This window comes from Vreelandella sp. F11, assembly GCF_042466685.1.
Classification (GTDB): Bacteria; Pseudomonadota; Gammaproteobacteria; order Pseudomonadales; family Halomonadaceae; genus Vreelandella.
In genome coordinates, this window is the sequence record NZ_CP170448.1 from 3,883,971 (window position 1) to 3,905,560 (window position 21,590).

17 protein-coding genes are annotated in these 21,590 nt (G+C 54.9%); 1 reads left to right on the plus strand and 16 read right to left on the minus strand.

Annotation, left to right across the window (positions count from 1 at the left end):
* From ACFIOZ_RS17815 to tssB, 16 genes are all read right to left on the minus strand, one after another.
* On the minus strand, positions 1-288 hold the full coding sequence (locus tag ACFIOZ_RS17815; RefSeq protein ID WP_386080101.1) for a type VI secretion system PAAR protein: 288 nt from the start codon (positions 286-288) through the stop codon (positions 1-3).
* 41 nt (positions 289-329) lie between these two features.
* Positions 330-917, minus strand: coding sequence for a GNAT family N-acetyltransferase (locus ACFIOZ_RS17820; RefSeq protein WP_386080103.1), 588 nt, complete (start codon positions 915-917; stop codon positions 330-332).
* Positions 901-4,506, minus strand: coding sequence for a type VI secretion system membrane subunit TssM (gene tssM, locus ACFIOZ_RS17825; RefSeq protein WP_386080104.1), 3,606 nt, complete (start codon positions 4,504-4,506; stop codon positions 901-903). The genes ACFIOZ_RS17820 and tssM overlap by 17 nt, the downstream gene beginning before the upstream one ends.
* A 79-nt stretch (positions 4,507-4,585) precedes the next feature.
* Positions 4,586-6,067 (minus strand): type VI secretion system protein TssA, encoded by a 1,482-nt coding sequence (gene tssA / locus ACFIOZ_RS17830; protein WP_386080105.1) that lies wholly within the window; start codon positions 6,065-6,067, stop codon positions 4,586-4,588.
* 11 nt (positions 6,068-6,078) lie between these two features.
* The gene (gene vasI / locus ACFIOZ_RS17835; protein ID WP_386080107.1) at positions 6,079-6,732 is read right to left on the minus strand and encodes a type VI secretion system-associated protein VasI; all 654 of its coding nucleotides are present in this window, start codon (positions 6,730-6,732) and stop codon (positions 6,079-6,081) included.
* A complete protein-coding gene (locus ACFIOZ_RS17840; protein WP_386080109.1) occupies positions 6,729-8,327 on the minus strand; it encodes a sigma-54 interaction domain-containing protein in 1,599 nt (532 codons plus the stop codon). The genes vasI and ACFIOZ_RS17840 overlap by 4 nt, the downstream gene beginning before the upstream one ends.
* A gap of 4 nt (positions 8,328-8,331) precedes the next feature.
* Positions 8,332-10,953, minus strand: coding sequence for a type VI secretion system ATPase TssH (gene tssH, locus ACFIOZ_RS17845; protein WP_386080110.1), 2,622 nt, complete (start codon positions 10,951-10,953; stop codon positions 8,332-8,334).
* A gap of 8 nt (positions 10,954-10,961) precedes the next feature.
* On the minus strand, positions 10,962-11,804 hold the full coding sequence (gene icmH, locus ACFIOZ_RS17850; protein WP_386080112.1) for a type IVB secretion system protein IcmH/DotU: 843 nt from the start codon (positions 11,802-11,804) through the stop codon (positions 10,962-10,964).
* Between the two features lie 3 nt (positions 11,805-11,807).
* A complete protein-coding gene (gene tssK, locus ACFIOZ_RS17855; RefSeq protein ID WP_386080113.1) occupies positions 11,808-13,142 on the minus strand; it encodes a type VI secretion system baseplate subunit TssK in 1,335 nt (444 codons plus the stop codon).
* Positions 13,142-13,681: a type VI secretion system lipoprotein TssJ gene (gene tssJ, locus ACFIOZ_RS17860; RefSeq protein WP_386080114.1), complete on the minus strand. Its 540-nt coding sequence runs from the start codon at positions 13,679-13,681 to the stop codon at positions 13,142-13,144. Before tssJ ends, tssK begins: the two co-directional genes overlap by 1 nt.
* Positions 13,678-15,114 (minus strand): type VI secretion system-associated FHA domain protein TagH, encoded by a 1,437-nt coding sequence (tagH, locus tag ACFIOZ_RS17865; RefSeq protein ID WP_386080115.1) that lies wholly within the window; start codon positions 15,112-15,114, stop codon positions 13,678-13,680. Before tagH ends, tssJ begins: the two co-directional genes overlap by 4 nt.
* 3 nt (positions 15,115-15,117) lie before the next feature.
* Positions 15,118-16,140, minus strand: coding sequence for a type VI secretion system baseplate subunit TssG (gene tssG, locus ACFIOZ_RS17870; protein WP_386080116.1), 1,023 nt, complete (start codon positions 16,138-16,140; stop codon positions 15,118-15,120).
* Positions 16,104-17,867, minus strand: a complete 1,764-nt coding sequence (gene tssF / locus ACFIOZ_RS17875; protein WP_386080118.1) for a type VI secretion system baseplate subunit TssF — start codon at positions 17,865-17,867, stop codon at positions 16,104-16,106. Before tssF ends, tssG begins: the two co-directional genes overlap by 37 nt.
* A gap of 18 nt (positions 17,868-17,885) precedes the next feature.
* Entirely contained in the window at positions 17,886-18,332 is a 447-nt protein-coding gene (gene tssE / locus ACFIOZ_RS17880) for a type VI secretion system baseplate subunit TssE (protein WP_386080119.1), read from the minus strand.
* Between the two features lie 12 nt (positions 18,333-18,344).
* A complete protein-coding gene (tssC, locus tag ACFIOZ_RS17885; RefSeq protein WP_386080121.1) occupies positions 18,345-19,826 on the minus strand; it encodes a type VI secretion system contractile sheath large subunit in 1,482 nt (493 codons plus the stop codon).
* Positions 19,827-19,882: 56 nt separating this feature from the next.
* Positions 19,883-20,386, minus strand: a complete 504-nt coding sequence (tssB, locus tag ACFIOZ_RS17890; RefSeq protein WP_386080122.1) for a type VI secretion system contractile sheath small subunit — start codon at positions 20,384-20,386, stop codon at positions 19,883-19,885.
* Between the two features lie 647 nt (positions 20,387-21,033).
* On the opposite strand from tssB, the gene ACFIOZ_RS17895 reads away from it, so the two are divergent.
* On the plus strand, positions 21,034-21,552 hold the full coding sequence (locus tag ACFIOZ_RS17895) for an Hcp family type VI secretion system effector (RefSeq protein ID WP_035580474.1): 519 nt from the start codon (positions 21,034-21,036) through the stop codon (positions 21,550-21,552).
* Positions 21,553-21,590: the final 38 nt, after the last annotated feature.

Consider the following 21,590-nt stretch of genomic DNA (forward strand, 5'->3'; position numbering starts at 1 on the left):
TCAACTTCCCTCCCCTGAACCAGAGCCAATCACTACACCGCCGCAATCCACCGAGTGGCCCGTGAGGGCAGCCGGTTTGCCGTCGATTAAAATCGTGCTTGAACCCTGCGCGATGGCACGTGGGTGAGGCGGATGTTTGGGTTTATCATGCGGCGCCAGGGGGTCTCCCACGCGGGCAACCGGCTTGCCGTCCATCATCACCGTGCCACTGCCTGCCGTGACCGGTGTCGCTGGAAAGCCATCGTGGTCGGTGCCCATATCACCCACTAATACAAACTTCTGGCCCATTGTTCATACTCCTTTATTGCGGTTCCGCTTACTCATCCCACCTATTCATCCCACTTGGCGGGCGCTTCATAGCTGGCAACATCAAAAGCGTCTACGAATTGTCGGCTAAAACCTGCCGCTTCAAGACTATCAATTGCCGAGTGGCAGGCGAGTGGCAGGCGTGTTTGCAGCGGCACACCATTCAGGCTACGACGCACCGCCATCAGCAGCCGTGTGCCGTGACCACTGCCTTTCCACTCCTGACCGATGTAGAAAAAGCGCAGTTGCCAAGCCGCTTCATCATCTGGCCGACAGGCGAGTACCATGCCGAGCGGCGGCCCTTCCCCATGGCGTAGGGCCAACAAACGCCCCTGCCAGTGGGCTACCTGCCCCTCTTCCCGCTGCAGCCACAGGCCGCGATGAACGGTGAATTCCAGCGCCCGGCGCAGGGTTTCCAGCACGCTGCTGTCACGGAGTACCCAAGGAGAGTGCCCCTTAGCGTCGGCGCGGTAGACGGCCTCGATAAAATTATCGATATCCTCTTCGCGTGCGTCTTCTAATGGACGGGAACGCTTTGCTGCGTGTCGCCTCTGACGCGCAGCAGGCTGGGACGAGTCCGAACTAAATAGACGCTTAAGTTTGGTCAGCATTGCCACCTCGTTCTGCGTAGAGTGCTGACGGCAGTTGGAACCCCGATGCCAGTGGGCGCGTAAAGGGGTTCGGCGCGCCGCTGGCAAACAGGCGATAGCGCATCGTGCCGCCGTCTACATTGAAGCGCAGCTCCAGCTCTCGTTCACTAATACTGGTGATATCGGCTTGTTCCAATAACCGGAACCACGCCCAGGGGCCATCTTGGCTTACGCTGCGTGGAGAGCGGTTAATCTCACTGGGTACCATGGTGACGCGGCTTTCCGTTCCGCCGCGCAGCGTATTCGGCCAAATCATCGAAACACGCTGACTGGCACTGTGGGCGTATTCGATCAGTTGGCCATCCACACTAATGACACTGCGCCGCTTATCGGGGCTTAGGCTAACCGGCTCAAGGGCAAACTCCACATCCAACGCGCCGTCGCGGCTAAAGTAGGCGAGGCGGATCTGTTCGGCCTGCTGTATCGCCATGTACAGGCTATCGCGCAGCAGTGAGTTACCCTCGGCATCCACTAAGTACTCCGGGGCGCCTTCAATAAAGGGTTTTAAGCTCTCCTCATAAAAGGTGTCCAACGTGCCTTCTGGGGCAAAGAAGTCTTCAAAGTCGCTTAACGCCACTTCACGGCTGGCATTGGGAGCGAGCGGATAACGTCCCGCCAAACGCTCCTGATAAGGCCCTACAACGTCGTCTAACCAGCGGTGCTCCAAGTGGCGCGTTGCGCTCGCCATCATCAGTTGCCAGCTCTGATCGGCCAAGTCGTGCAACATGCTGCCTACCGGCTCGGGGGTGTTGTCAGCAATGCGCTGTAGGTTATAGATCGGGTCATCACCGCGTAGCGAGAGCCGGTCTCGCACATTGATGAAAGCAGCACGGCCGGCATCACTCGACTCCTCAATCTCAAGCAAGTAGTCACGCAACGCCGTCACCGCGGTCTTGATCTCCGCCAGTGATGAGGGGTTGTCGTTACGCTCCTGCCTAAGCTGATTAATCGGCGTAAAGGGCTGCTCAATGGCTAGCGCAAGCTGGTAACGCTGGGACTGTTGCAGCGCTTTGCGTGCCTGCTCATCATCAACAGGTAGTTCAGGATAAAGACTGGTATTGCGCTCAACGGCTGCCAATAGCCGATCAAGCGGGCGCTGCGCCCCCACCAGGGCGTCGGCCACCACGATGGCTTGATGGATATCCGGCAGAGGGACGAGTTGGGTATCGCGCAGGGCGTCACGCCAGCTGACATGGTAGTCACTGACATAGTGTTCGCGCAGCGCCGTTTGCAACTGCTCCTTATCAGCCTCACTAAAGTTGATATTATCGCGCTGCCCCAGTACCCACACATCAATCAATGCCAGCTCTGTGGCCCGCTCCAGCTCTTGTAAAAAGTAGTTCTCAAAGCCATCTCGGGTAACCAGGTGGGGCAGACGAACATGCTCAGGGTCATCGTTTCGCGCCATAAACACGGTATCAAACAAGGTGCCCACGCTACGGCGTAAATCCAACGGTTCACCCTGGCGGTCACCGGCGGCTTTTAAGGCAGCGTATACACGCTCATCAATGGGTTGGCGTGAAAGCTCTTCCTGAGCTGCGTTCAAGCTGCCGCGCAGTGGCGCCATCGCCTGAGCGGGTCGCTGTTGCCCTTCTGCAATATGCCCCTCTATATCACTATGCGCCAAGGCATAGTCCAGATGGGTTAAGAGGCGCTCCTGAACCTCGCCCTGCTGAGGGAAGTAGCCTTGCCAGCGCTGGGCCATAAAGCGCTCTACTCGCTCTGGTTGACGACCGCTGGCGTCCGACATCATGCGCAGCACACGCAGCAGCGCCAGTTTCTCGTTGCTACCCTCTTCGGCGCGATTCATATCGTCCATTATGCCGATCATCAAAGCGGGCAGGAATTGATGCTCAAGCATGGCGAGGTAAGCGCGCTCAATCTGAGCACCAATGATATGGCCCTGGTACAACCCCATATCTGCAAGGTAAGGCGTGTGCGAGCGGTATTCGGAGAACGTTTCCAGCGCATAACGCAGCCTATCTAACGGCTCTAAAAACTCATAGCCACTGGGGTCATCACTTTGAAACGCCTCGGGCTGGGTGGCTAAAAACGTTTCTGCACGCTCTTCGACGGCGGCCAGGGACACGCTGTTCTTTTGATAGAAGTGTGCCCAGCCCCCCACCAAGCCTATGCCCATAATCAAGCACGCGGCTAAGCTGATATTGCGGGCACGGCGACGACGCTGGGTAACTCTGGCGTTATCACCCGCCAGCCCTGCTTCGGGGTAAATGACTTTTTCAAATAATTCTTCGGTGAAGTAGAGCGCGCTGCGAGTAGCCCGATGAGCAGGCTGAACGCTGTCATCCATGCCATAACGTCGGGCAGCGGCATCGACAAAGGGATCTTCGGGAACGCCCTGCTGATACACAGACGTAAAGTAAGTACCGCGAACCATCGCAGCGGTCGAGAAGCGGTCACTCGATAAGGCCTCGGTCAAGAAGCCGAACAGCACATCGCGTAGCCCCGCCAATTGACGCACGAAGCGGAACACAGACTCACGCTCTTCACGGTCACGGCATTCCGACAGCATCGTCGGCATCAGCTGATTCAAACGCGCCAGCATGGCGTCATAGTCAGCTTCAAACTCCGATTCCCACTTACCTGGTGTCTCCATCGAGGCCGGGCTAAAAGTAAACCCAAGCGGCGCACGGCGGGCCTCGCGGGAGTAGTGACGAAAGAAGTCATCAAAGCCGTGCAGCAAATCCATTTTGCTAAACGTCACGTAAACCGGCAGCCGGGTACCGTGGCGCTCCATCAGCTCTCGCAAGCGGCTACGTAGCAGCGCAGCATAGCCCTTACGTACCGCCACTTGGGCATGGCTTAAACGGGCGAGATCCAGCACCAGCACCACACCATCCAGCGGGCGCTGGGCGCGATTGCGCTCTAACCAATCAACAAAGTGATCCCACAATCTGCTCTGCAACGCTTGAGGCTCGCCTCCCTCCATAGCGCCTTGTGTCAACAGCTCTCCATCGGGGTCGATCAACACCGCTTTATCGCCAATCCACCAGTCAAAACCTAGCTGTCCTTGCTTGCTGCTTTGGCCGGATGCCTTCATCACATGGGTAAGCGCGAAGTTTTGGCCCGAGCGATTAATCAAGCTGGTTTTGCCCGCGTTCTCTACCCCCATGACCAAGTACCAGGGCAGGCGGTAGCGGCTACTATTACCGCCGCCCAGGCTCTCGGTAATTTCACTCAATACACTGTTAAGCGAGGCTTCCTGACGCTCGACTTGCGACATAATAGGGTCTTGCTGGCGTGCGTCCTCTTGCTGCCGCTCTTCATCCAGCGCTCGAAGGCGCCGTGCCAAGCGTACCCCCCATACCACGGCGATCACGGTGACCACCACCAGCGTGGCTAGCAGGCGATTGGTTAACGGCGCGAGCGGCATGACACCTCGCACCTCCCAGCCGGGCCCCAGCCACCAAATCGCGATCAGTAGCACGATGAGCAGTACTGCCCATAGCAGCGTTGAAAGCCGCAATAGCCCTTTGGCCTTATTACCATGCGCCTGGGCACGATTTTGAACTGATTGTGCCCGCGACATGCCTGGCACCCAGCGGCTTAGCTTTGATTTTAATGTTGACCACATTAGCCTTTGTCCCTCGTCCCTTTAATGATGAACATTATGAGTGCGTCTCTTTAACCGCTGCTTTAAGGCGTGATACCAGCGCCGGCTCCCACTGCTCTAATGCCAGCTCGGTCACGCTCTGATGCAGGGTGTGGTAGTGCTGCTGCGCGAGGCTTTCTAGCCCGGTTTCGTGCAATAGGTCGGCACTGGCTAATCGCCAATAAGTGCTTTCGCGGGGTGAACGGGAGGTGCTTAATCCTTGATCAAGCACTTTTAACGCAGCGCCAATATCACCGTTCTCTAACGCGTCGCGAGCCTCCTCGAGTCCCATCTGCCACGCATCGCTGCCATTACTCGCGGCACCACTGCCCCCTGAAGCGCTGCTATATAGCCAACGTTGGGTTTCATCGTCGACAAACCTTGTGCCGTTGTTGAATGTCAGGGCTTCGATACCAGGAAGCCGTTCGACAAAACGTTGCGCTTCATCGCGAATCGCCTCCGCACAGCGTGGATGGCCAAGCTGTTTGGCAAGGCCCGCGCTTAGTCGGTGTCCTTCCAGCCAGTAAGGGCTTACCGCTAAGCTATTTTCTATCCGCTGCCAGAGCTCGCCGTCGCCACCTCGCGCAAGTGCTTCGCGGTAGTCGGCAATACGGTCTGCCGACACCGGGGCTAATTCTGTTTTACCCTCCCCTTTAGCCGCTGGTAGCGCCTGTATCGCGCTCCAGACAGCGTAGCGACGAAGCCGATAAGCAAGCGGCTCACCCGGTGACTGCTCGCTCAAAAAATCGGCCATTTTGAGTAGTGCTTGCCGGTTAGAGCGTTCATTGCCCGCCTCTAGACGCAGCTCTGGCGCTTTTGCGGGCGCTTGGTTTGAAGTGTATGCAGAGGCCTCTTGAGGAGCTTCATGGCTACCGGCGGCTTGGGGTCGCTCTTGCTGTTGAGCAGCGTTACTACCACTCACTGAAGAGGACGACTGGGTCGGGCGCTTAGCCTCTAATTGACGGCTTAGTTCACTCAACGCGTCTGCGGGTAATGAGTCCTGCTCTACTCGCGCCTGTAGCTCGGTGAGTGCGGTTTGGCAGGCCTCGTACTCATCTTCAGCGTTATGAAAATCAAGCCCGGCGGCGAGCTTCACACTACGCTGGGTAAATTGCTGAAATAGCCGCGGGCGCAGTTTGGCCCCACGCGGGCCATTAAAGGGGTAGGCATGCTCCCACCAGGGCTGCTCCAGCGCGCGCCTTAGTAAGCGCAGTGAAAGCGCAAAGCGCACACCGTTACCATCGTGCTGCAAGCAGTGCAGTAAATGACCTAACACTTTCAAGTCTTTGCCACGCTGACTAAACATTTGAATAGCCAGGGTTTCAGCCGTTTCCCAGGCGACGCTAGCGTGCTGCAACGAACCGACCTTCATCATTTCAGCATCAAGTGCCAGGTAGTCGTTCGACTCTTCAAGCGGTTCACCCACCGGCTGGCCTTTTTCGTTACCAGCCAGTGGTGCCAATAATGGGTCAAGGTGAGCTTCAGCTGTAATGCGCATAGTGTTTTCCCTTACCAACGACATACTTCGCGTAGCGGCTGAATGAGCTGGCGGAGATCGGTAATATCAAAACGCAGCCCATCTAGACTCGGCACATCGCTACTAAGAGAGACGTCATTGGCCCCCAGCAGTTGGCGAAGCGTTTCAATGGCGGGCAACCCCCGGCCGCCATTGATGACATGACCGCCGTCACGAACCCGCCACTGCTGATTGACGTTGGCGCTATTGGTGCGAAGCTGTAAATCAACACGGGCATTGTCGATAGGCTCGGGCAAATGCAGTTGAAAACGGGTGATCTGCTTTTCACACGCCATCACCATAATGGGGCGTGGCGGTGTGGTTCCCAGAGCAGGGACGCTCATCAACACATCATCCCCTTCGTGTTGAACGATGACGCCTAAATCATCGCCATCGCGCCCCCTCTCCTGGCGTTCAATGGCGTACCATAAATCGGACAGCTCTCGCTCATCAGCCGACGAGGTCGCTGTTTTAAATATGTCGTCATAACAGCTCAAACGCTCTAATCGAGAGGGCTCATCAGCACATGCCAAAGCGTTCTCAAGCATTGCTTGGTGCTCGTCTGCTAAAGCATCCGAACTCCCCAGAACAGCGATGATAAGCAGTCCCCAGCATGACCACTGGCGAATTTGTAACGTCACTCTCATTTGGTATCCAGTTCTAGCAGCTGACATTTATGGGCCAGTGTTCGCTTCGGTAAGCCAAGGCTTGCAGCGGCTTGGGCGCGATTGCCACCAAAATGCATTAACCGTTGGCGGATGATGGCGGTTTCAACATCGCGAAGCGCTTGGCGCAGGTCATCGATATCATTGGGTAAAGGGAGCAAGGTGCTACTTACCGGCGAATTGGGTGCCATTTGAGCGTCGCTCTCTTGCTCCCCTGGTATTAGATAAGCATCAATATCCCCACCCTGGGGCGTCATGGCACAGGCATAGTCGATCAGGTTTTTTAACTCACGAACATTACCGGGGTAGTTACGCTGCTGGAGTAAGCGCAGTGCTGCCGGCGTAATGCCCATATCGTCACGCGCTTCACGTGCGCAAAAATCGGCAATGAACGCTTGCGCCAACTGGGCAATGTCGTCGCGTCGCTCTGCAAGCGGTGGCAGGGTGAGCGGAAATTGGCCCAGTCGGTAGTAGAGATCAGCACGAAAGTTCTGCGCACGAATATGCTCGCGTAGCGGCTGATGGGTGGCGGCCACTAATCGTAAATCCGCACAGCGCTCTTCACTAGCGCCTAGCGGACGGTAACGACCACTCTCCAACACTCTGAGCAGCTTGGCTTGCAGCGCTAGCGGCATGTCACCAATTTCATCCAGAAACAGCGTACCGCCGTCAGCTTGACTAATAAGTCCTTCCTGGGGCTGGTCTGCGCCTGAGAATGCCCCTTTGGCATGGCCAAACAGCTCGGACTCAAGTAACGCTTCAGGGATAGCGGCGCAGTTAATCGCCATGAAAGGGCCTTTCGCACGCCCCGAGAGCAGATGGAGCGCACGCGCCACCCGATCCTTCCCGGTTCCCGTTTCCCCTTGTAATAACACCGCCAAGTTGGTTTCCGCCGCTCGCACTACTTGACGCCGCAGTCCTTGCATGGCCTTCGAGTTTCCCAGCAGTTCCTGCGCTAATTGGTCGGCCAACGCTTGCCGACGGGCACCATCGTTAAGCTTGACTAGCGAGTCTCGCAGCGCCCGCGACCGATGCCGTTCGCCCTGCTCCCGCGACAAACGCGCCCATAACCGGCATAGCAATTCCTCAAACGCCGCCATACCGGGATTATCGTTCAGGGTGCTAATGCAGCTTCCTTCACCCACCATCAACAGCACACCCAGCCACTCTTTCTCACCATCCTGGGCACGCAGCGGTCTTATTTGAAGGCGCTTCTTTGTCGCCAATTGAGCAATCTGGTCTTGAAACCCAGCATGATCCAAGCGCGTACGGGCATCACCCACGCTTAATGTGAGCGCTTTACCACTGCGGATGACATGGGCATAAGGATGACTAAAATCGCTACAATCAAACTGTGCCGCATTGCCATCGCGGCCCAACCAACGACCACTTCCATCAACATACAGACACTCAGAGCAATCAAGACCTAATCCATCGCATAACACCTGGGCTGCCCGTTTACGCAGCGTTTCCGTGCTTTCGCTCTCCACCAGGGTTAACGCAATAGGCATCGCGGCAAGCGGGGAGAGTGAACACGCAGTGTTTGCAGCGAAAGTGTCTAGGGCTTGAAGTGTCATGTCGTCACGCAACCTCCGCGGTGAATGAGCCCTGTTCAGCATCCACACCTAACACGACTCGACTCACCTGCTCACGACGTGCCATGCGCTCAAGCAGCGCACGGGAGAGCGGCGGCAGCAGTTCACCATCAATCACCGACTCCAGCATACGGGCGCCGTTTTCACTCCGCGTCGCCCGTTTGCAAATCGCCTCGGCCAGGCTGTCATCAAGCACTACCTCGGCCTGACGATGGCGCTCGCGGATGCGTGTTGCTAGAGCTTCCAACTTGGCCTTGACGATGTCGCGCAGGGTATCGCCGTCCAGCGGCAGGTAAGGCACCACTTCCATACGCGCCAATAGCGCCGGCTTGAAGAATTCAGCCAGCACCGGATAGAGCGCCGCATCGAGCGCCGCTGGGTCATCTCCATAGCTGACGATAGCTTCGTAACCCAAGTTAGAGGTCAGGAAGAACAGTACGTTTTTGCAATCGATAACGCGCCCTTCTCCATCGGCCAATTCGCCTTTATCAAATGCTTGATAGAAGAGGTTCAGCACATCGGGATGGGCTTTTTCGACTTCGTCCAGCAGCACCACCGAATAGGGGCGTTGCCGGATCGCTTCGGTGAGTAGCCCGCCTTCACCAAACCCGACGTACCCCGGTGGTGAACCAATCAGGCGTGAAACCGTATGCTTCTCTTGGTATTCCGACATATTGATCGTGGTGAGGAATTGACGGCCGCCATACAGCTGGTCGGCAATTTGCACCACGGTTTCGGTTTTACCTACGCCGCTGGGGCCTACCAGCAGAAATGCACCCAATGGCCGCCCAGGGCGACGGAGATCCGCACGCGCGGTTAGCAAGTGGCGATGGATGCGCTCAATGGCGCTGCCCTGCCCCTGGATTAGCGCATCCAGATGCGTGGGCAGTTCGGTGAGTCGCGTTAGCTCGTCGCTGGTCATGCGCTCAACCGGCACGCCAGTCCAGTCACCAATCACCTGGGCGATTTGGGCTTCTTCCACGCTGGGATTGACCAGGGCAAATGCCTCTTGCAGTTGAGCCAGCTGCTGCTCCCGTTCGGCGAGCGCTTGATGAACCCCCTCGGGAAGCTGATCCACGGCATCGGCATCCGTTGCTTCCAGCAGTTGGCGATGTAGCGCCACAATGGCATCAACGCATTCCCGCTGCGCTTGCCAGGCGGCTTCCAGGCTTGCCAACTCCTCTTCCAGCTTGGCTAAGCGTTCGGTTAAGTCTTGGTGGAGCTCGCTATCGGGCTCGCGCCCCAATAGTCGTTCACGTTCAACCTGGTCGCGCTCGCGCAGTGCGGCGATATGTTCACTCTGAAGATGACTGAGCTTACGCGGGGGCGTATCTAGAGCTTGCGCCAGCCGGGTACAGGCGGTGTCCAGCACATCAATGGCTTTATCGGGCAACTGCCGACCGGCCAAATAGCGGGCAGAAAGCGCGGCAGCTGCACGCAGGCCGCTATCGCCAATCAGCACACCGTGGGCGCGTTCATACACATCGCGTAGGCCGCGTAGAATCACCAGAGCCTGCTCAACGCTTGGCTCGGAAAGCGCAATCGGCTGGAAGCGCCGCGACAGCGCCGGGTCTTTTTCGAAGTACTTTTTGTACTCCCGCCAGGTGGTGGCGGCGATGGTACGCAGCTCACCCCGTGCCAAGGCGGGCTTGAGCAAGTTGGCCGCGTCACCGCCGCCTTCCTGGTTGCCCGCACCGATCAGCGTGTGCGCTTCATCGATGAACAGCAGCGTAGGGCGCGGGGCGTTTTTGACTTCGTCGATCACGGCTTTCAGGCGTTTTTCAAATTCGCCTTTCACCGCAGCACCGGCTTGCAGAGCGCCCAAATCAAGGGTAAGCAGCTCAACATCTGCCAGCGCCGTGGGCACTTGGCCGGCCACAATACGGGCGGCTAAGCCTTCTACTACGGCACTTTTACCCACCCCCGCATCGCCAATCACGATGGGGTTGTTTTTGCGCCGACGCCCCAGGATATCGAGCATTTGATCGATCTCCGGGTCGCGTCCCAGGACAGGGTCTAGCTCACCATTGCGGGCTTGCTCCGTCAACGAGCTGGCAAAACGTGCCAGCGCACTGTCATCGCCAGCAGGATGGGTAGCCTGGCGCTGGCTAGCGCCCGCACTCTCCCTGGGTGCTTCTGCTGAATCTGCTGTTAAGCGCTCTAAGTGACGGCGTAAATTTTCGCGATTGATATCTTCCAGTAACGCCACGCTCTTCGGCCCCAAGTAGCGAGGGGCATTGTGCAGTAGCGCTGTGAAAAGCACGCCGCTGCGCAGCGCTTGATGACCATACTCGGTGGTTGCCAGCAACCAGGCATCCTGGAGCAGCTCGACTAATAGCGGTGAAAAGCTGGGTGTCGATACCTCAAGATCACGCGGTGGGCGACTCTCTTCAGCTATTTTTGCGCGCAGTTCCTCGGCATCAATATCAAGCGTTTCCAGCAGCAGGCGCACATCACACAGCGGCTGGTCGACCAGCGCCAGCATTAGGTGCCCGGTGGTCACCTCGGGTGCTTGCTGTTCGGCGCACAGTACGGCAGCCTGCTCCAGACCTTGGCGAGCAATTTCATTTAGTCGACTAATAAGCGCCGGTAGCTCTACCCTGAGCATGGGATCTCCTAACGGTAAATTTGGTTAAGAAGCGAGGTAATCTGTTCGGCTTGCTGATCAAGCGACCAGGAAAAGCCCAGATACACAGCCACCATGGCGATCCCAAATAGGGTAAATATTCCCCATATAGGAAATCCGCTACGCATGCCTTGGCGGCCTTTTACGACATTACGCAGCGGTTGGGTGAGCGCGTCCTCAGGTGGCTGATCAAGCGTGGCTAATTGGTCCCCCAACGCCCTGACAATTTGCTCGTACTCATCGCGCCCGTGGGACATCACACGGTAACGGCCCTCAAAACCAAGGCACAGACAGAGATAAATAAATGCCAACATGTCACGGTAGCGCTGGGGCTCTTGCTGTAGACGCGAGAGAATGGAGAACACTTTTTCGCCGCCCCAGGTTTCATTATGAAAACGTGTTAGCAGCGAGTGCTCGGCCCACTTACTCTGTCGACCCCACGGCATCCCCATGACGGCTTCATCAATAAAGGAGCAAAGGACGTATCGGTAAGCGAGAAGAGTGGCCCGGTCATAGCCCTGCTCAGTTAGCTCAATTTCGATAGCAGCGATCTCGTCGACTACCTGCCGATAAAGGCGCTCAACATCGCCTGCGCTATCAAGCTGACGCACACGCACCACCATGCCAAGCAGGCTGCTAGCAGCATCCACCAGTGGGTTAAGATTGTGGCCACGCAGACGAAACCAGTAGTCTTCATCGGCATCCAATTGCTCGGCATGGCTATGGATGAGATGTTCCAGGCCATGCTCATTAATCAGATCTTCATGACGGACTTTGTCGCTTGCGCCACGTGGTCGTACAGAGCGTTGATCTTCGTTTGCAAGATGCTGCATGGCTTAACTCCTAATGGCCCAGAACTGCATTTCCAGCCCTGGAAATTCACCGGCGACATGGAAGGCAAACCCGCTGGCCCCGTTGAGCATTCCCCACGCTTCGCTCTGGCGATCCAACTGGAAGTAGCTGTAGCCGGCGTGGTAAGGCAGCTCGCGAGGTGCGACCGGTAAAGGTTCAAGCGGCACACCGGGGAGCTGTAGGCTGATGAGATCGCGGATACGCTCGACGCTTGCCACTTTGGTTTGTTGCAAAAAGAGTTTGCGCAAGCGCTCGTTAGGCATGTCGGCCCTAACGGCCAGGATGAACTCCGCAGACTCAATCAGGCTAACGTCAGAAAGCGGTGCCACCAGCAGACCAAATCGGCGCGCCTGTAGTTGAATGGCGACAGCGCGTGGTTCAAGTACGGTAGAAAGTGCCTGACGCAACATCTTCATCAGCGGTCGGAAAGCACGCTCGGGGTGGTCATGATCGTAAGCGGGGCATTCGGGCGGCAGCCGCGACTCATCGGTAAAGGTCACCAGTTCACAGGCTACTTCATGCATGGTGTCGTAAAGCCGCTCGGGGTGGAGCTGCCCCAGCCGTGCCAGATGCTGAAAACGGGGCTGGGCACGATTAAGGAGCTGCAGCAACATAAAATCAGAGACGTCGGCCACACCGGCTTGATGCGGCGTAGAGAGGCGCTGAGCGATATTGCGCGCCCGCTCTCGCATTAAACCGGCCATCTCGCCCACAAACCGCTGCAACCCAGGAGCCGCTTGAACGTTAAGCAGCGTGGGCAAGAATTGCTCATCAAGCACTAAGCTGCCATCTGGGCGACGCTCAATAATACGTGCCACAGAAAGGCAGGCGTAACCGCTGCGGTCATCGCTCTCTAACAGTAAGCGTGGAGAAACCCGCGCCACCTCAAGCTCCGCCGTAGCGCCATCGCGGGAGTGAAGGTCACGTACGCTACGTGAGGAGAGGCGATACCTTGCAGGTAGTTCGTCGCCCGGCCAGCGCACCTCGCCCACCCCGTCTGTGGCCAACGGCAGGCCCAGGTAGACCACCTGATTGGTAATGCTGGCGTCGCTAATTTCTAGCGGGCTAGGTTCGATATCATCGGCCGGTAGTTCAAAGGCGACGCCATCCGGCATAACACCGCTGGCACGGCTAATGGCAATACGCCCAAAGCTTAGAAACTCACTATTCAACTCCAGTGTATGGAAGCCATATAAATAGTGGCTAATCCCTTTGAGTCGTGCATCTATCAGTCCTTCAACACTACGCTGCTGCTGCTGGAAGTGCTGAGGCTTAATAAATAGCCCTTCGCTCCACACCACACGATTTCGGCTAGCCATTACTCCTCCTTCCTTAGTTCTACTTCACTATCCCGGAGGTGAACCAGTAAGTGGTAGTGCTCGCCACGACTCTTCACCTTAACGACTTTCTTCCACTCGGCCTCGTTGGGCGTTGCGTAGAAAGCAATCAGCCCGATGTATCGCGTCTCTTCGTCAATGTCGAAAGGCTCATAAAACTTCCACTGCCCAGGCAGCAGGGTAAAGTCATCGTGGGTGAGGTAATTGGTACCCAGCGCTTCCTCTAAATCACTGCTCAGTTGACCTAGATCAGCGGCCATCAACATGGAGTCATCTTTTAACTGCAGTACCTGAAAACGCAGCGGCGTACCTTCACCATCCACATTGGTATTGACGTTTGGCTCAGCAATCATGCTTAAGTCAACTGTGGTGGGCTGATCTTCGGGGTAGCCGACAGGAATAGAGGGGTCGCGCATTACCTGCCATGCTTTGCCCGTGGCTTCACGGGTCGAGGCACAGCCTGCTAGCAGCAGAATGATGCAAAGCAGCCAGGCAAGCCGGGCCATGCTGTGCACGTTCATGCCTCCTCCCGCTGCTGGCGACGTACCGATTGGTCATAGGCTTGTTCAAAGACTTCCCAAAACAGTTTTTGAAAGCCTTGTTGACGACCCGAGTTAAGCTCTCGGTAGTAGTAGTGGTACATTTCCCAAGCCCAGCCACCTTCGTCTTCAATACGATTACCCGCACCACGGTATGCATGGAAACGCTTGAGCAGTGCATCAGGGGAGAACGCATCCAGTATGGCGCCCAATGCATGACCAATGGCTTCCTCCACGGCGGCTTGATGCTGTCCCTGGTGGCGCAAGCACTCTGCTACCGCCTCAGGTGCTGATAAATGTACCGGGCTACGCTGGGCAGAAAAGAGGGTCTCAGCGGTCTCGTTATAAGATTGACCAAGGCGCAGAGGATTATCTTCAATCGGCTGTAAACGGCGGTCTCTAAGTGGGTACTTACTATCGTTCTGCGCCTGCTGAAGTAAGCGCAAGCCATCTATAGTCGCGCGTAGGGTGTGCCCCGCCTCTTCTAGAAATGCTTGCTGCTCCTCGCTATCGCGGAAGGGTAAATCAAGGCCTAACCCTCTTAACAGAGGGTCTGCACCCACATGACCAAGCGATTGCGTAGTTGGCTTTTGCCAGCGATCTTCCAGTTGCTCCCCAACAGAGCGCTCCAAATCGTTTATCTGCCGCTCATCCATACCGTTGCTCCTCTGCGTTGTTGTGCCTTTCGGTGTTCTGATATCGGGGAGGGTTAAGGCTTCCTCATGGCGCTCTTGTTGCTGCCACTGCCCCCGATTATTTGCATATGCTGGCTCTTGGAATTTATGTCCTTGACCAGCATTCCCTTGATACGCTTGCTGGCGATATGAGAGCGACATGGCCTCAAGCGGTTCCATGGTGTCCGACGACTTCTCTTCGTGGTCTAACGCCACCATCGGGTCATGCGCGGTCGAGCCTGGCACTGCTCCTCCTAAGGCTTCCATTGGGTCGCCTTTTTCTGCTTCATGATTGAAGGTATGCCCACCCCCTGCTGACCAAACAGCGCCTTGGGTCGTGACCTCGTCATGCTCTTCGTCAATTAGCGTGGCCAGCGAGTGCACACCTGGCTGCCATGCGTGACGATCACCGAGATGTACCTTCAAGCGATACTCGCCAATCATCAGCTCATCACCATCGCGTAGCGCAACCTTTCGATGCCGCCCAATTGGAAGCGTCGTCCGGTTAATAAAGGTGTGTCCACTTAGATCTACCAGGCAGAACTTGCCATCGATTTTGGTGATTTCGGCATGGCTGGGCCTAATTCGTCCGCTATGATCTTGCAGTAACCAGTTGTCTTGTCGGCCACTTCCCAGCGTGCCCCCTTCGTTATGGAAGACAAAGCTGCTGGTCGAGCGCCCTTCGAGCTGCTCACTGTTGATGACAACCAAGGTGATGGCGTCTAGTTGATTGGAATGCATGGATTAACTCGTCATCTGAATGCGTACACGACGGCGCGTGGTGTTGCCGTCGCTCTCTGGATCAACAAAGGTGGTCCAGCCAAGCTGGCATGACCCGGCATCCCCCAAACGCATGGGCTTTACCTCGCTATCCAGCAATTCAAGTTCGAGGTCATAGGCCAAAGGCTCTCGTAGTACAAAACTCACCAGCGTTTTAAGGGGACTATGCTCTTCACCATCAGGTAGAAAATCTCTAAATCGCGCTAGGCTTAAACCGCGCAGGCACAACGCAAATTTGCCATTCACATCCGCAACACGCTCGCCTGCGACCATGTCGCCGCCAAGTGTCATCCCCGAGACCCCCATACAACTGCGCTGATCCAGAGGAATCTCCACCCAGCGCTGCACCCACTCTTCAATCTGTACCTGGGCTAAGTCGAAACAGTGTCCAACAATGCCGCTAACCACATCAGGCGAGCGCGACCGTCCAGCCAAGAGGCCCGCATAAGCGAGCATTTTGCTCCAGTTGATCGGTGTTTCACCGCGCAGATCGCTGTCTGCGAGCCCAACCAAAGCAAATATCGCAGCAGAAAAACCATCTTTCGCATCGTTTTGATAGCGAACGTAGTGGCGATATTTTCGCCAGCTACGATGCACGAGCGTTAAGAGTCGATGGTTAAAGAAGTCGAGGAAATCACCCGCGGCCCCTTCTTGATGAGCGGCGTTATGCGCCAAGGTTTCCAGGTAATAACCGGGTAATGGCGATTGCGCGCCCTGTAATCCCAGGAAACTGACTTCCATCTCGTACTGGCCGACTTGGGTTTCACTCAGGGCAAGCACATCGCTACCCGGAAAGCCCAACGACGCAGAAGCGGTATAGCGCACGCGCTGAAATGAGGGCACGCTACCGCCATGCCGCTGCTCTAAATCATCGCCATGATGACGGTGCAGAAGCTCTACTAGTTGATAAAATTCGTAACGCCGCGCCCCCCGAATGACCGGTGCCAGCGCTACATCAGGGGCTGCTGCCCCACCTGTAAGGTCCATTGATAGCGCTCTTGGTTATGGCGGTTAATGACATGCAATTCGTGAAAAGAGTTAATGCTTGCGTACAGCGAGAAGAAGCGCGCCAGCACACTGCCAAACAGGTAGAGGCTGCCCTCATCACCAAAAGCTTCTTGATCCAATGTCATTACCGAGCGCAGCCCACGCACGGGCAAGCCTTTGCGCAGGCGATCAACAGACTGAGTATCAATTTCAAGAATGCCGGCTAGCCTTTTTTGCGCAACCCGTTCTGCTTGCCTGTCCACTAATGCTCGGAAATCATAGGCGCGCAGTACCGAGCACAGTGCATCACGCTCGAGCAAGGAGAGGTAGTTAAGCGACAAATTTGAGATTAATATCCATAGCAGCCCATCATCGAGTGCAGGGCGGAGCACCGGGGTCGGCCGTGTAATATTGCGGAAGGTAGCGTAAGCAGGGCTTTCCTCCGTTGCCACGCACAAATCGCCTATCGTTAGCTGCTCTGGTAACTCACGATTACTGCAGGTCAGTTGCAGAGAAACCGTTTCGCGACGACCAAGACAGGCGCGCTCATCCCCCCGAACAAAGGCGATGTCGTGATCAAAACCATCGCTGCGCAGGCTGTCACGCACTCGAACACGGTAGTAGAGGGACTCCCTGCCCCGGTCACGCTCAATTTGATGCTGAAAACTCTCAAAAGGAACATAGCGGCGTGGCTTTTCTTGCCACTCAGTACGCCCACCTTCCAGCGTTCCCAACACCTCATCAACGCTAAAAATTTCAAAGTGCGAAGGGGCGCGGCTATTGGGCCGTATTCGGTACTCGCTGCGCTCACCACTCAAATCAATAGGTTCAGCATCATGCTCGAAAAGGTTGATCGCCGGCGTACAGTAAAGCGCCAGATGCTCATCCTTCACCCGTGCATCGGTTGGCAAGGTACGTGAAAATACAAAGCGCAGCGTGACGTTGCTCGCTGTGTCAGCAGGCAAATAGTGGCCGAGCCCTAAAATATCAAAAAAATGGAAAGCCTCTGGAAAACAGAGGTACTCCTGCAAAATGCGATACCCCTGATGCACATTCTGCGGGTAAGGAAGGAGCGCTTGATCACGCTCATACCCAACAGCCTTTAGCGCATCAGCAGGTAGGCGCTGGCTCTGACCATCAATTTCCAACTCCAGCCGGGAAAGATAGTGGCTCATCCATAAATAGAGTGTACGTGCGGTGTAACCGTCACCGCCCAGATGCAAGCGCAGCGAGTCGATACCCATGGCATTCAGCGGTTGGTCGCTACGCACTTCCATCGCCAGCTCTACGATTGAGGACTCCCGCGTATGGCGCGCGTCCACCCCTATCGGCGCCAATGGATAGAGTGATACATCGTGGCAAGTTCTGAACAGGCACGGCGTGCCCTCTATCGGCTCACTGGCAAGTTCCGTTCCACGCTCAACCCGTTGCTGCTGACTAAGGGAGTACCAGCTAGGCGTAAATTGAACCACCGTCATGCTGGGTACAGGCCGCAAATAATTCGGCCACAGCATGCTGATTAGCGAGTGCGTAAGCTCGGGAAACTCATCCTCGACTTTTTCACGCATACGCCCGGTGAGAAAGGCAAACCCTTCCAATAACCGCTCTACGTCAGGATCCGTGCTGCGCTCGGACAAGAAGCGGCTTAAGCCGGGGTTTGCATCGGCAAACTCCCGCCCTTGGCGCTTTAAAAAATTGAGCTCGTCACGATAGTGGCGATTCAGCATTCGTGCCTCTCAGGCATATCAGTTGAGACACTGATAACGCTTGTTGTTAAGCAACAAATCGATAGTCGCTTGGGTGTTTTCTCTGCCTAAAGCGACGGTGGCATGCACCTGAAAGCGCAGTTGCAACGGGTCACCATGATTAGGCAATGACTCAACGTCCACCCGTTTGACCCGCGGCTCATAGCGCTCAATACACTGACAAATCGCGCGTTGAATATTGCGCTCCAGATCCAGAACACCAATCGTGGCATCGTTGAAGTCGAGCAAGCCGAGCTCAGGCGCACAGGCGCTGTTACCAGGATGGCTGTTCAGCAAGTCAACTAAGTGGCGTTTGATCGACTCAACAACGTCCACCAACTCGTTGGCTTCTTTTCGCAACACGGGTTGGTGGGGAGCGGCAAGCCTTTCAAACAAGCGACCTCCTAGCGGCGCCCCCCCCAATAACCCTCCGCTCTCCGTTGCCATCACTGCTTTCCCTTATTCTTTGTCGAGGCGGCCAACAAGCGAGAGTTCGAAGTTGGCGCCCATGTATTTAAAGTGCGGACGAACCGCCATGGACACCTGATACCAGCCTGGATCACCTTCGACATCAGACACCTGAATAGAAGCTGCGCGTAGCGGGCGGCGGCTTCTGACATCTGCGGGGGGATTTTCTTGATCGGCGACGTACTGACGAATCCAAGCATTAAGTTCACGCTCAAGATCCTGACGCTCTTTCCACGAACCTATTTGTTCGCGCTGAAGCACTTTGACGTAGTGCGCCAAGCGATTAATGATGAACATGTAAGGAAGCTGAGTACCCAGCTTGAAGTTGGTTTCAGCCGCTTTCCCTTCTGCAGTATTTGGAAAAACCTTGGGCTTTTGAACAGAGTTGGCGGAGAAGAAGGCCGCATTATCACTGCCCTTACGCATGGTCAATGAGATGAACCCTTCCTCAGCCATCTCAAATTCACGCCGGTCAGTAATTAATACCTCGGTAGGAATTTTTGCCTGCAGTTGGCCAAATGCTTCGTAGGTATGCACCGGCAAGTTTTCGACTGCACCACCACTCTGTGGGCCAATAATATTGGGGCACCAACGGTACTTGGCAAAGCTGTCCGTAAGACGCTCCGCCAGCAAATAAGAGGTATTACCCCATAAATAATGCTCGTGGTTTTCACTAACGTCTTCGCGGTAGTTAAAGCTTTTGATCGGGTTTTCTATTGGATCATAAGGCGTCCGCAGCAAGAAGCGCGGGGCCGTTAGCCCAAGATATCGCGCGTCTTCAGACTCACGAAGGCTGCGCCAACGAGCATATTTAGGCCCTTCAAAAATAGCCTTGAAATCTTTGATATTCGGCAACTCTTCAAAACTTTCAATACCGAAGAAAGAGGGAGCAACTGAAGACATAAAGGGTGCATGCGCCATAGCACCAACCGCTGCCGTATGCTGAAGCAGCTTCATATCAGGTGTGGAGGGCGAGAAATCGTAGTGGCCAATAATGCCCGCTACCGGCTCTCCGCCAAACTGACCATAGCCTGCGTTGTAGACATGATGGTAAAGCCCGCTCTGGCTAATTTCAGGTGCAAACTCAAAATCTTCCAGCAACTCTTCCTTGGTGGCGTGCAGCACATCAAGCTTAATGTTTTCACGGAAATCAGTCCGATCAACCAGCAGCTTCAAACCACGCCAAGCCGACTCCAACTGCTGAAAATTCGGCTCATGCAAGACCTCATCTACTTGATGGCTAATCTTCCTATCCAGCTCAACAATCATATTATCCACAAGTGACTTGTTGACCTTTGGAGCCGCCTCGCCATCATTGAGTAGCTCTGCTATAAAAGCCGCCACGCCCTGTTTGGCAACATCGTAACCTTCATCGGCTGGCGCCATACGTGTTTGCGCCATCACTTGATCAAGCAACGAAACATCCTTTTCAGTCTCTGTCGCTGTGCTCGATTGCTTTGCTGTCTTACTCATTGCTGTGCCTCGAATTCGCTGATTTGCAATAAAAAAACGCTGCTAACACTGAAGAATTACTGCTCTTTATCTGCATCCAACAATGCCAGCTCATTCAGCAACTGCTGGCGAGCTTCGTCATTTTCTAACAGCTTCTGCAGCCGATCACGGAAAGCGGGCACGTTACCCAGCGGTCCCTTCAAAGCTACCAGTGCTTCGCGCAACTCAACCAACTTGCGTAGCTCGGGCACCTGCTTGGCAACCGCATCAGGAGAGAAATCCTCCAGCGATTTAAAATCAAGATTGACAGCGATGTCTGAGGGCTCATCGCTCTCATCAAGACGATTAGGCACAGCAGTTTGTAGGCTCAACCCCGCCTCGCGCATTACCGACTGAAAGTTGTTCTTATCAACAGAAACGGACTGTCGCTCTTCAATGGGGGTCTCTTCCTCACCGCCTTTAAAGTCGCCTACCACCAACAATTTCAGTGGCAGTTCAGTATCAGCCTGCTGATCGCCAGTCGCTGGCACATACTTGATATTGATGCGCTCCTTGGGAGCAACAGTTCCTTGCTTAGCCATGATAGTTAGCCTTGGAGAGAGAAGTGTATCAATGTAACCGTGAATAGTTCTCAATCCCGGGAAGGTACCGAATTACATAGTGCGACGCCAACTCCAACTTACTTGAACAAAAGACGCCTATTGGTCATCACCCCAAAAGCACGAATTCAACTTAATATCATTTGGCGGCCATTTTGCAGAATTTACTCGGAGATAACGTCATTGCTAATTTAAATTAAATAACTAATTAAAATTTGTAAGATATTTCTTACAAATTCTATCGGCAATCTCTTACATTTTTTGACAGAAATAACGTACAAATGATTTTGACAAAGCTAATCATCGTTAAAAAAACAAAGCGCTCAAATGTATTTTTAAAGGTAAAAAAATAACAACTAGTACATTAACCTTACAAAATAAAACCAAAAACCAGATTTCGTTACCCCCCTCAGACTTATCAAATTTAACATCAAAAAAATCAAGCAACCCATTGCCAAGCAAGCAATGAGTTGCCTAGGCGAGGCCATAAATTGCCTAATAAAAATTAATAATTCAGCGCTATAAAAACTAAGCCTTTGAAAAAAAAGACAAAAAATATAATGGCATAGCCATTGCTTTACTTAGGGAGTCACGTGACAACTCTTAATATTTCAGTCAAGGAGCAGCCCATGCCAACACCATGTTATATCAGCATCGAAGGCCAAACTCAGGGCAACATCACTTCAGGCGCTTTTACCCCTGACTCCGTAGGCAACATCTACGTTGAAGGTCATGAAGACCAAATGCTGGTGCAGGAATTCAAGCATGTCGTTACCGTCCCCACTGACCCGCAGTCTGGTCAGCCGTCCGGTCAACGTGCTCACAAGCCCTTCATCTTCACCGTTGCTCTGAACAAAGCAGTACCGCTGATGTACAACGCACTTGCATCGGGTGAAATGCTGCCCAATGTTGAGCTGAAGTGGTACCGCACGTCTGTAGAAGGTAAGCAGGAGCACTTCTTCACCACCACGCTGACCGATGCCACCATCGTTGACATCAATCTGCGTATGCCCCACGCCCAAGACATCCAAAAATCTGAATTCACCCAGTTGATGGATGTGTCACTGGCTTACCGTAAGATTGATTGGGAACACACTGTTGCCGGCACCTCTGGTTCCGACGACTGGCGCGCCCCGATCGAAGGCTAAGCGATTGCTATTAGCCTAGGCCAAGCCTGAACAGGAAG

What these genes read in the sequence shown, in the direction of transcription:
- tssA (WP_386080105.1), bottom strand. Translation starts at nt 6,067, where the DNA reads ATGCGCATTACAGCTGAAGCTCACCTTGACCCATTATTGGCACCACTG.
- tssM (WP_386080104.1), bottom strand. Translation starts at nt 4,506, where the DNA reads ATGTCGCGGGCACAATCAGTTCAAAATCGTGCCCAGGCGCATGGTAAT.
- ACFIOZ_RS17895 (WP_035580474.1), top strand. Translation starts at nt 21,034, where the DNA reads ATGCCAACACCATGTTATATCAGCATCGAAGGCCAAACTCAGGGCAAC.
- tssC (WP_386080121.1), bottom strand. Translation starts at nt 19,826, where the DNA reads ATGAGTAAGACAGCAAAGCAATCGAGCACAGCGACAGAGACTGAAAAG.
- tssK (WP_386080113.1), bottom strand. Translation starts at nt 13,142, where the DNA reads ATGGCTAGCCGAAATCGTGTGGTGTGGAGCGAAGGGCTATTTATTAAG.
- tssB (WP_386080122.1), bottom strand. Translation starts at nt 20,386, where the DNA reads ATGGCTAAGCAAGGAACTGTTGCTCCCAAGGAGCGCATCAATATCAAG.
- tssF (WP_386080118.1), bottom strand. Translation starts at nt 17,867, where the DNA reads ATGCTGAATCGCCACTATCGTGACGAGCTCAATTTTTTAAAGCGCCAA.
- tssJ (WP_386080114.1), bottom strand. Translation starts at nt 13,681, where the DNA reads ATGAACGTGCACAGCATGGCCCGGCTTGCCTGGCTGCTTTGCATCATT.
- tssH (WP_386080110.1), bottom strand. Translation starts at nt 10,953, where the DNA reads ATGCTCAGGGTAGAGCTACCGGCGCTTATTAGTCGACTAAATGAAATT.
- tagH (WP_386080115.1), bottom strand. Translation starts at nt 15,114, where the DNA reads ATGCATTCCAATCAACTAGACGCCATCACCTTGGTTGTCATCAACAGT.
- ACFIOZ_RS17840 (WP_386080109.1), bottom strand. Translation starts at nt 8,327, where the DNA reads ATGACACTTCAAGCCCTAGACACTTTCGCTGCAAACACTGCGTGTTCA.
- icmH (WP_386080112.1), bottom strand. Translation starts at nt 11,804, where the DNA reads ATGCAGCATCTTGCAAACGAAGATCAACGCTCTGTACGACCACGTGGC.
- ACFIOZ_RS17815 (WP_386080101.1), bottom strand. Translation starts at nt 288, where the DNA reads ATGGGCCAGAAGTTTGTATTAGTGGGTGATATGGGCACCGACCACGAT.
- tssE (WP_386080119.1), bottom strand. Translation starts at nt 18,332, where the DNA reads ATGGCAACGGAGAGCGGAGGGTTATTGGGGGGGGCGCCGCTAGGAGGT.
- vasI (WP_386080107.1), bottom strand. Translation starts at nt 6,732, where the DNA reads ATGAGAGTGACGTTACAAATTCGCCAGTGGTCATGCTGGGGACTGCTT.
- tssG (WP_386080116.1), bottom strand. Translation starts at nt 16,140, where the DNA reads ATGGACCTTACAGGTGGGGCAGCAGCCCCTGATGTAGCGCTGGCACCG.
- ACFIOZ_RS17820 (WP_386080103.1), bottom strand. Translation starts at nt 917, where the DNA reads ATGCTGACCAAACTTAAGCGTCTATTTAGTTCGGACTCGTCCCAGCCT.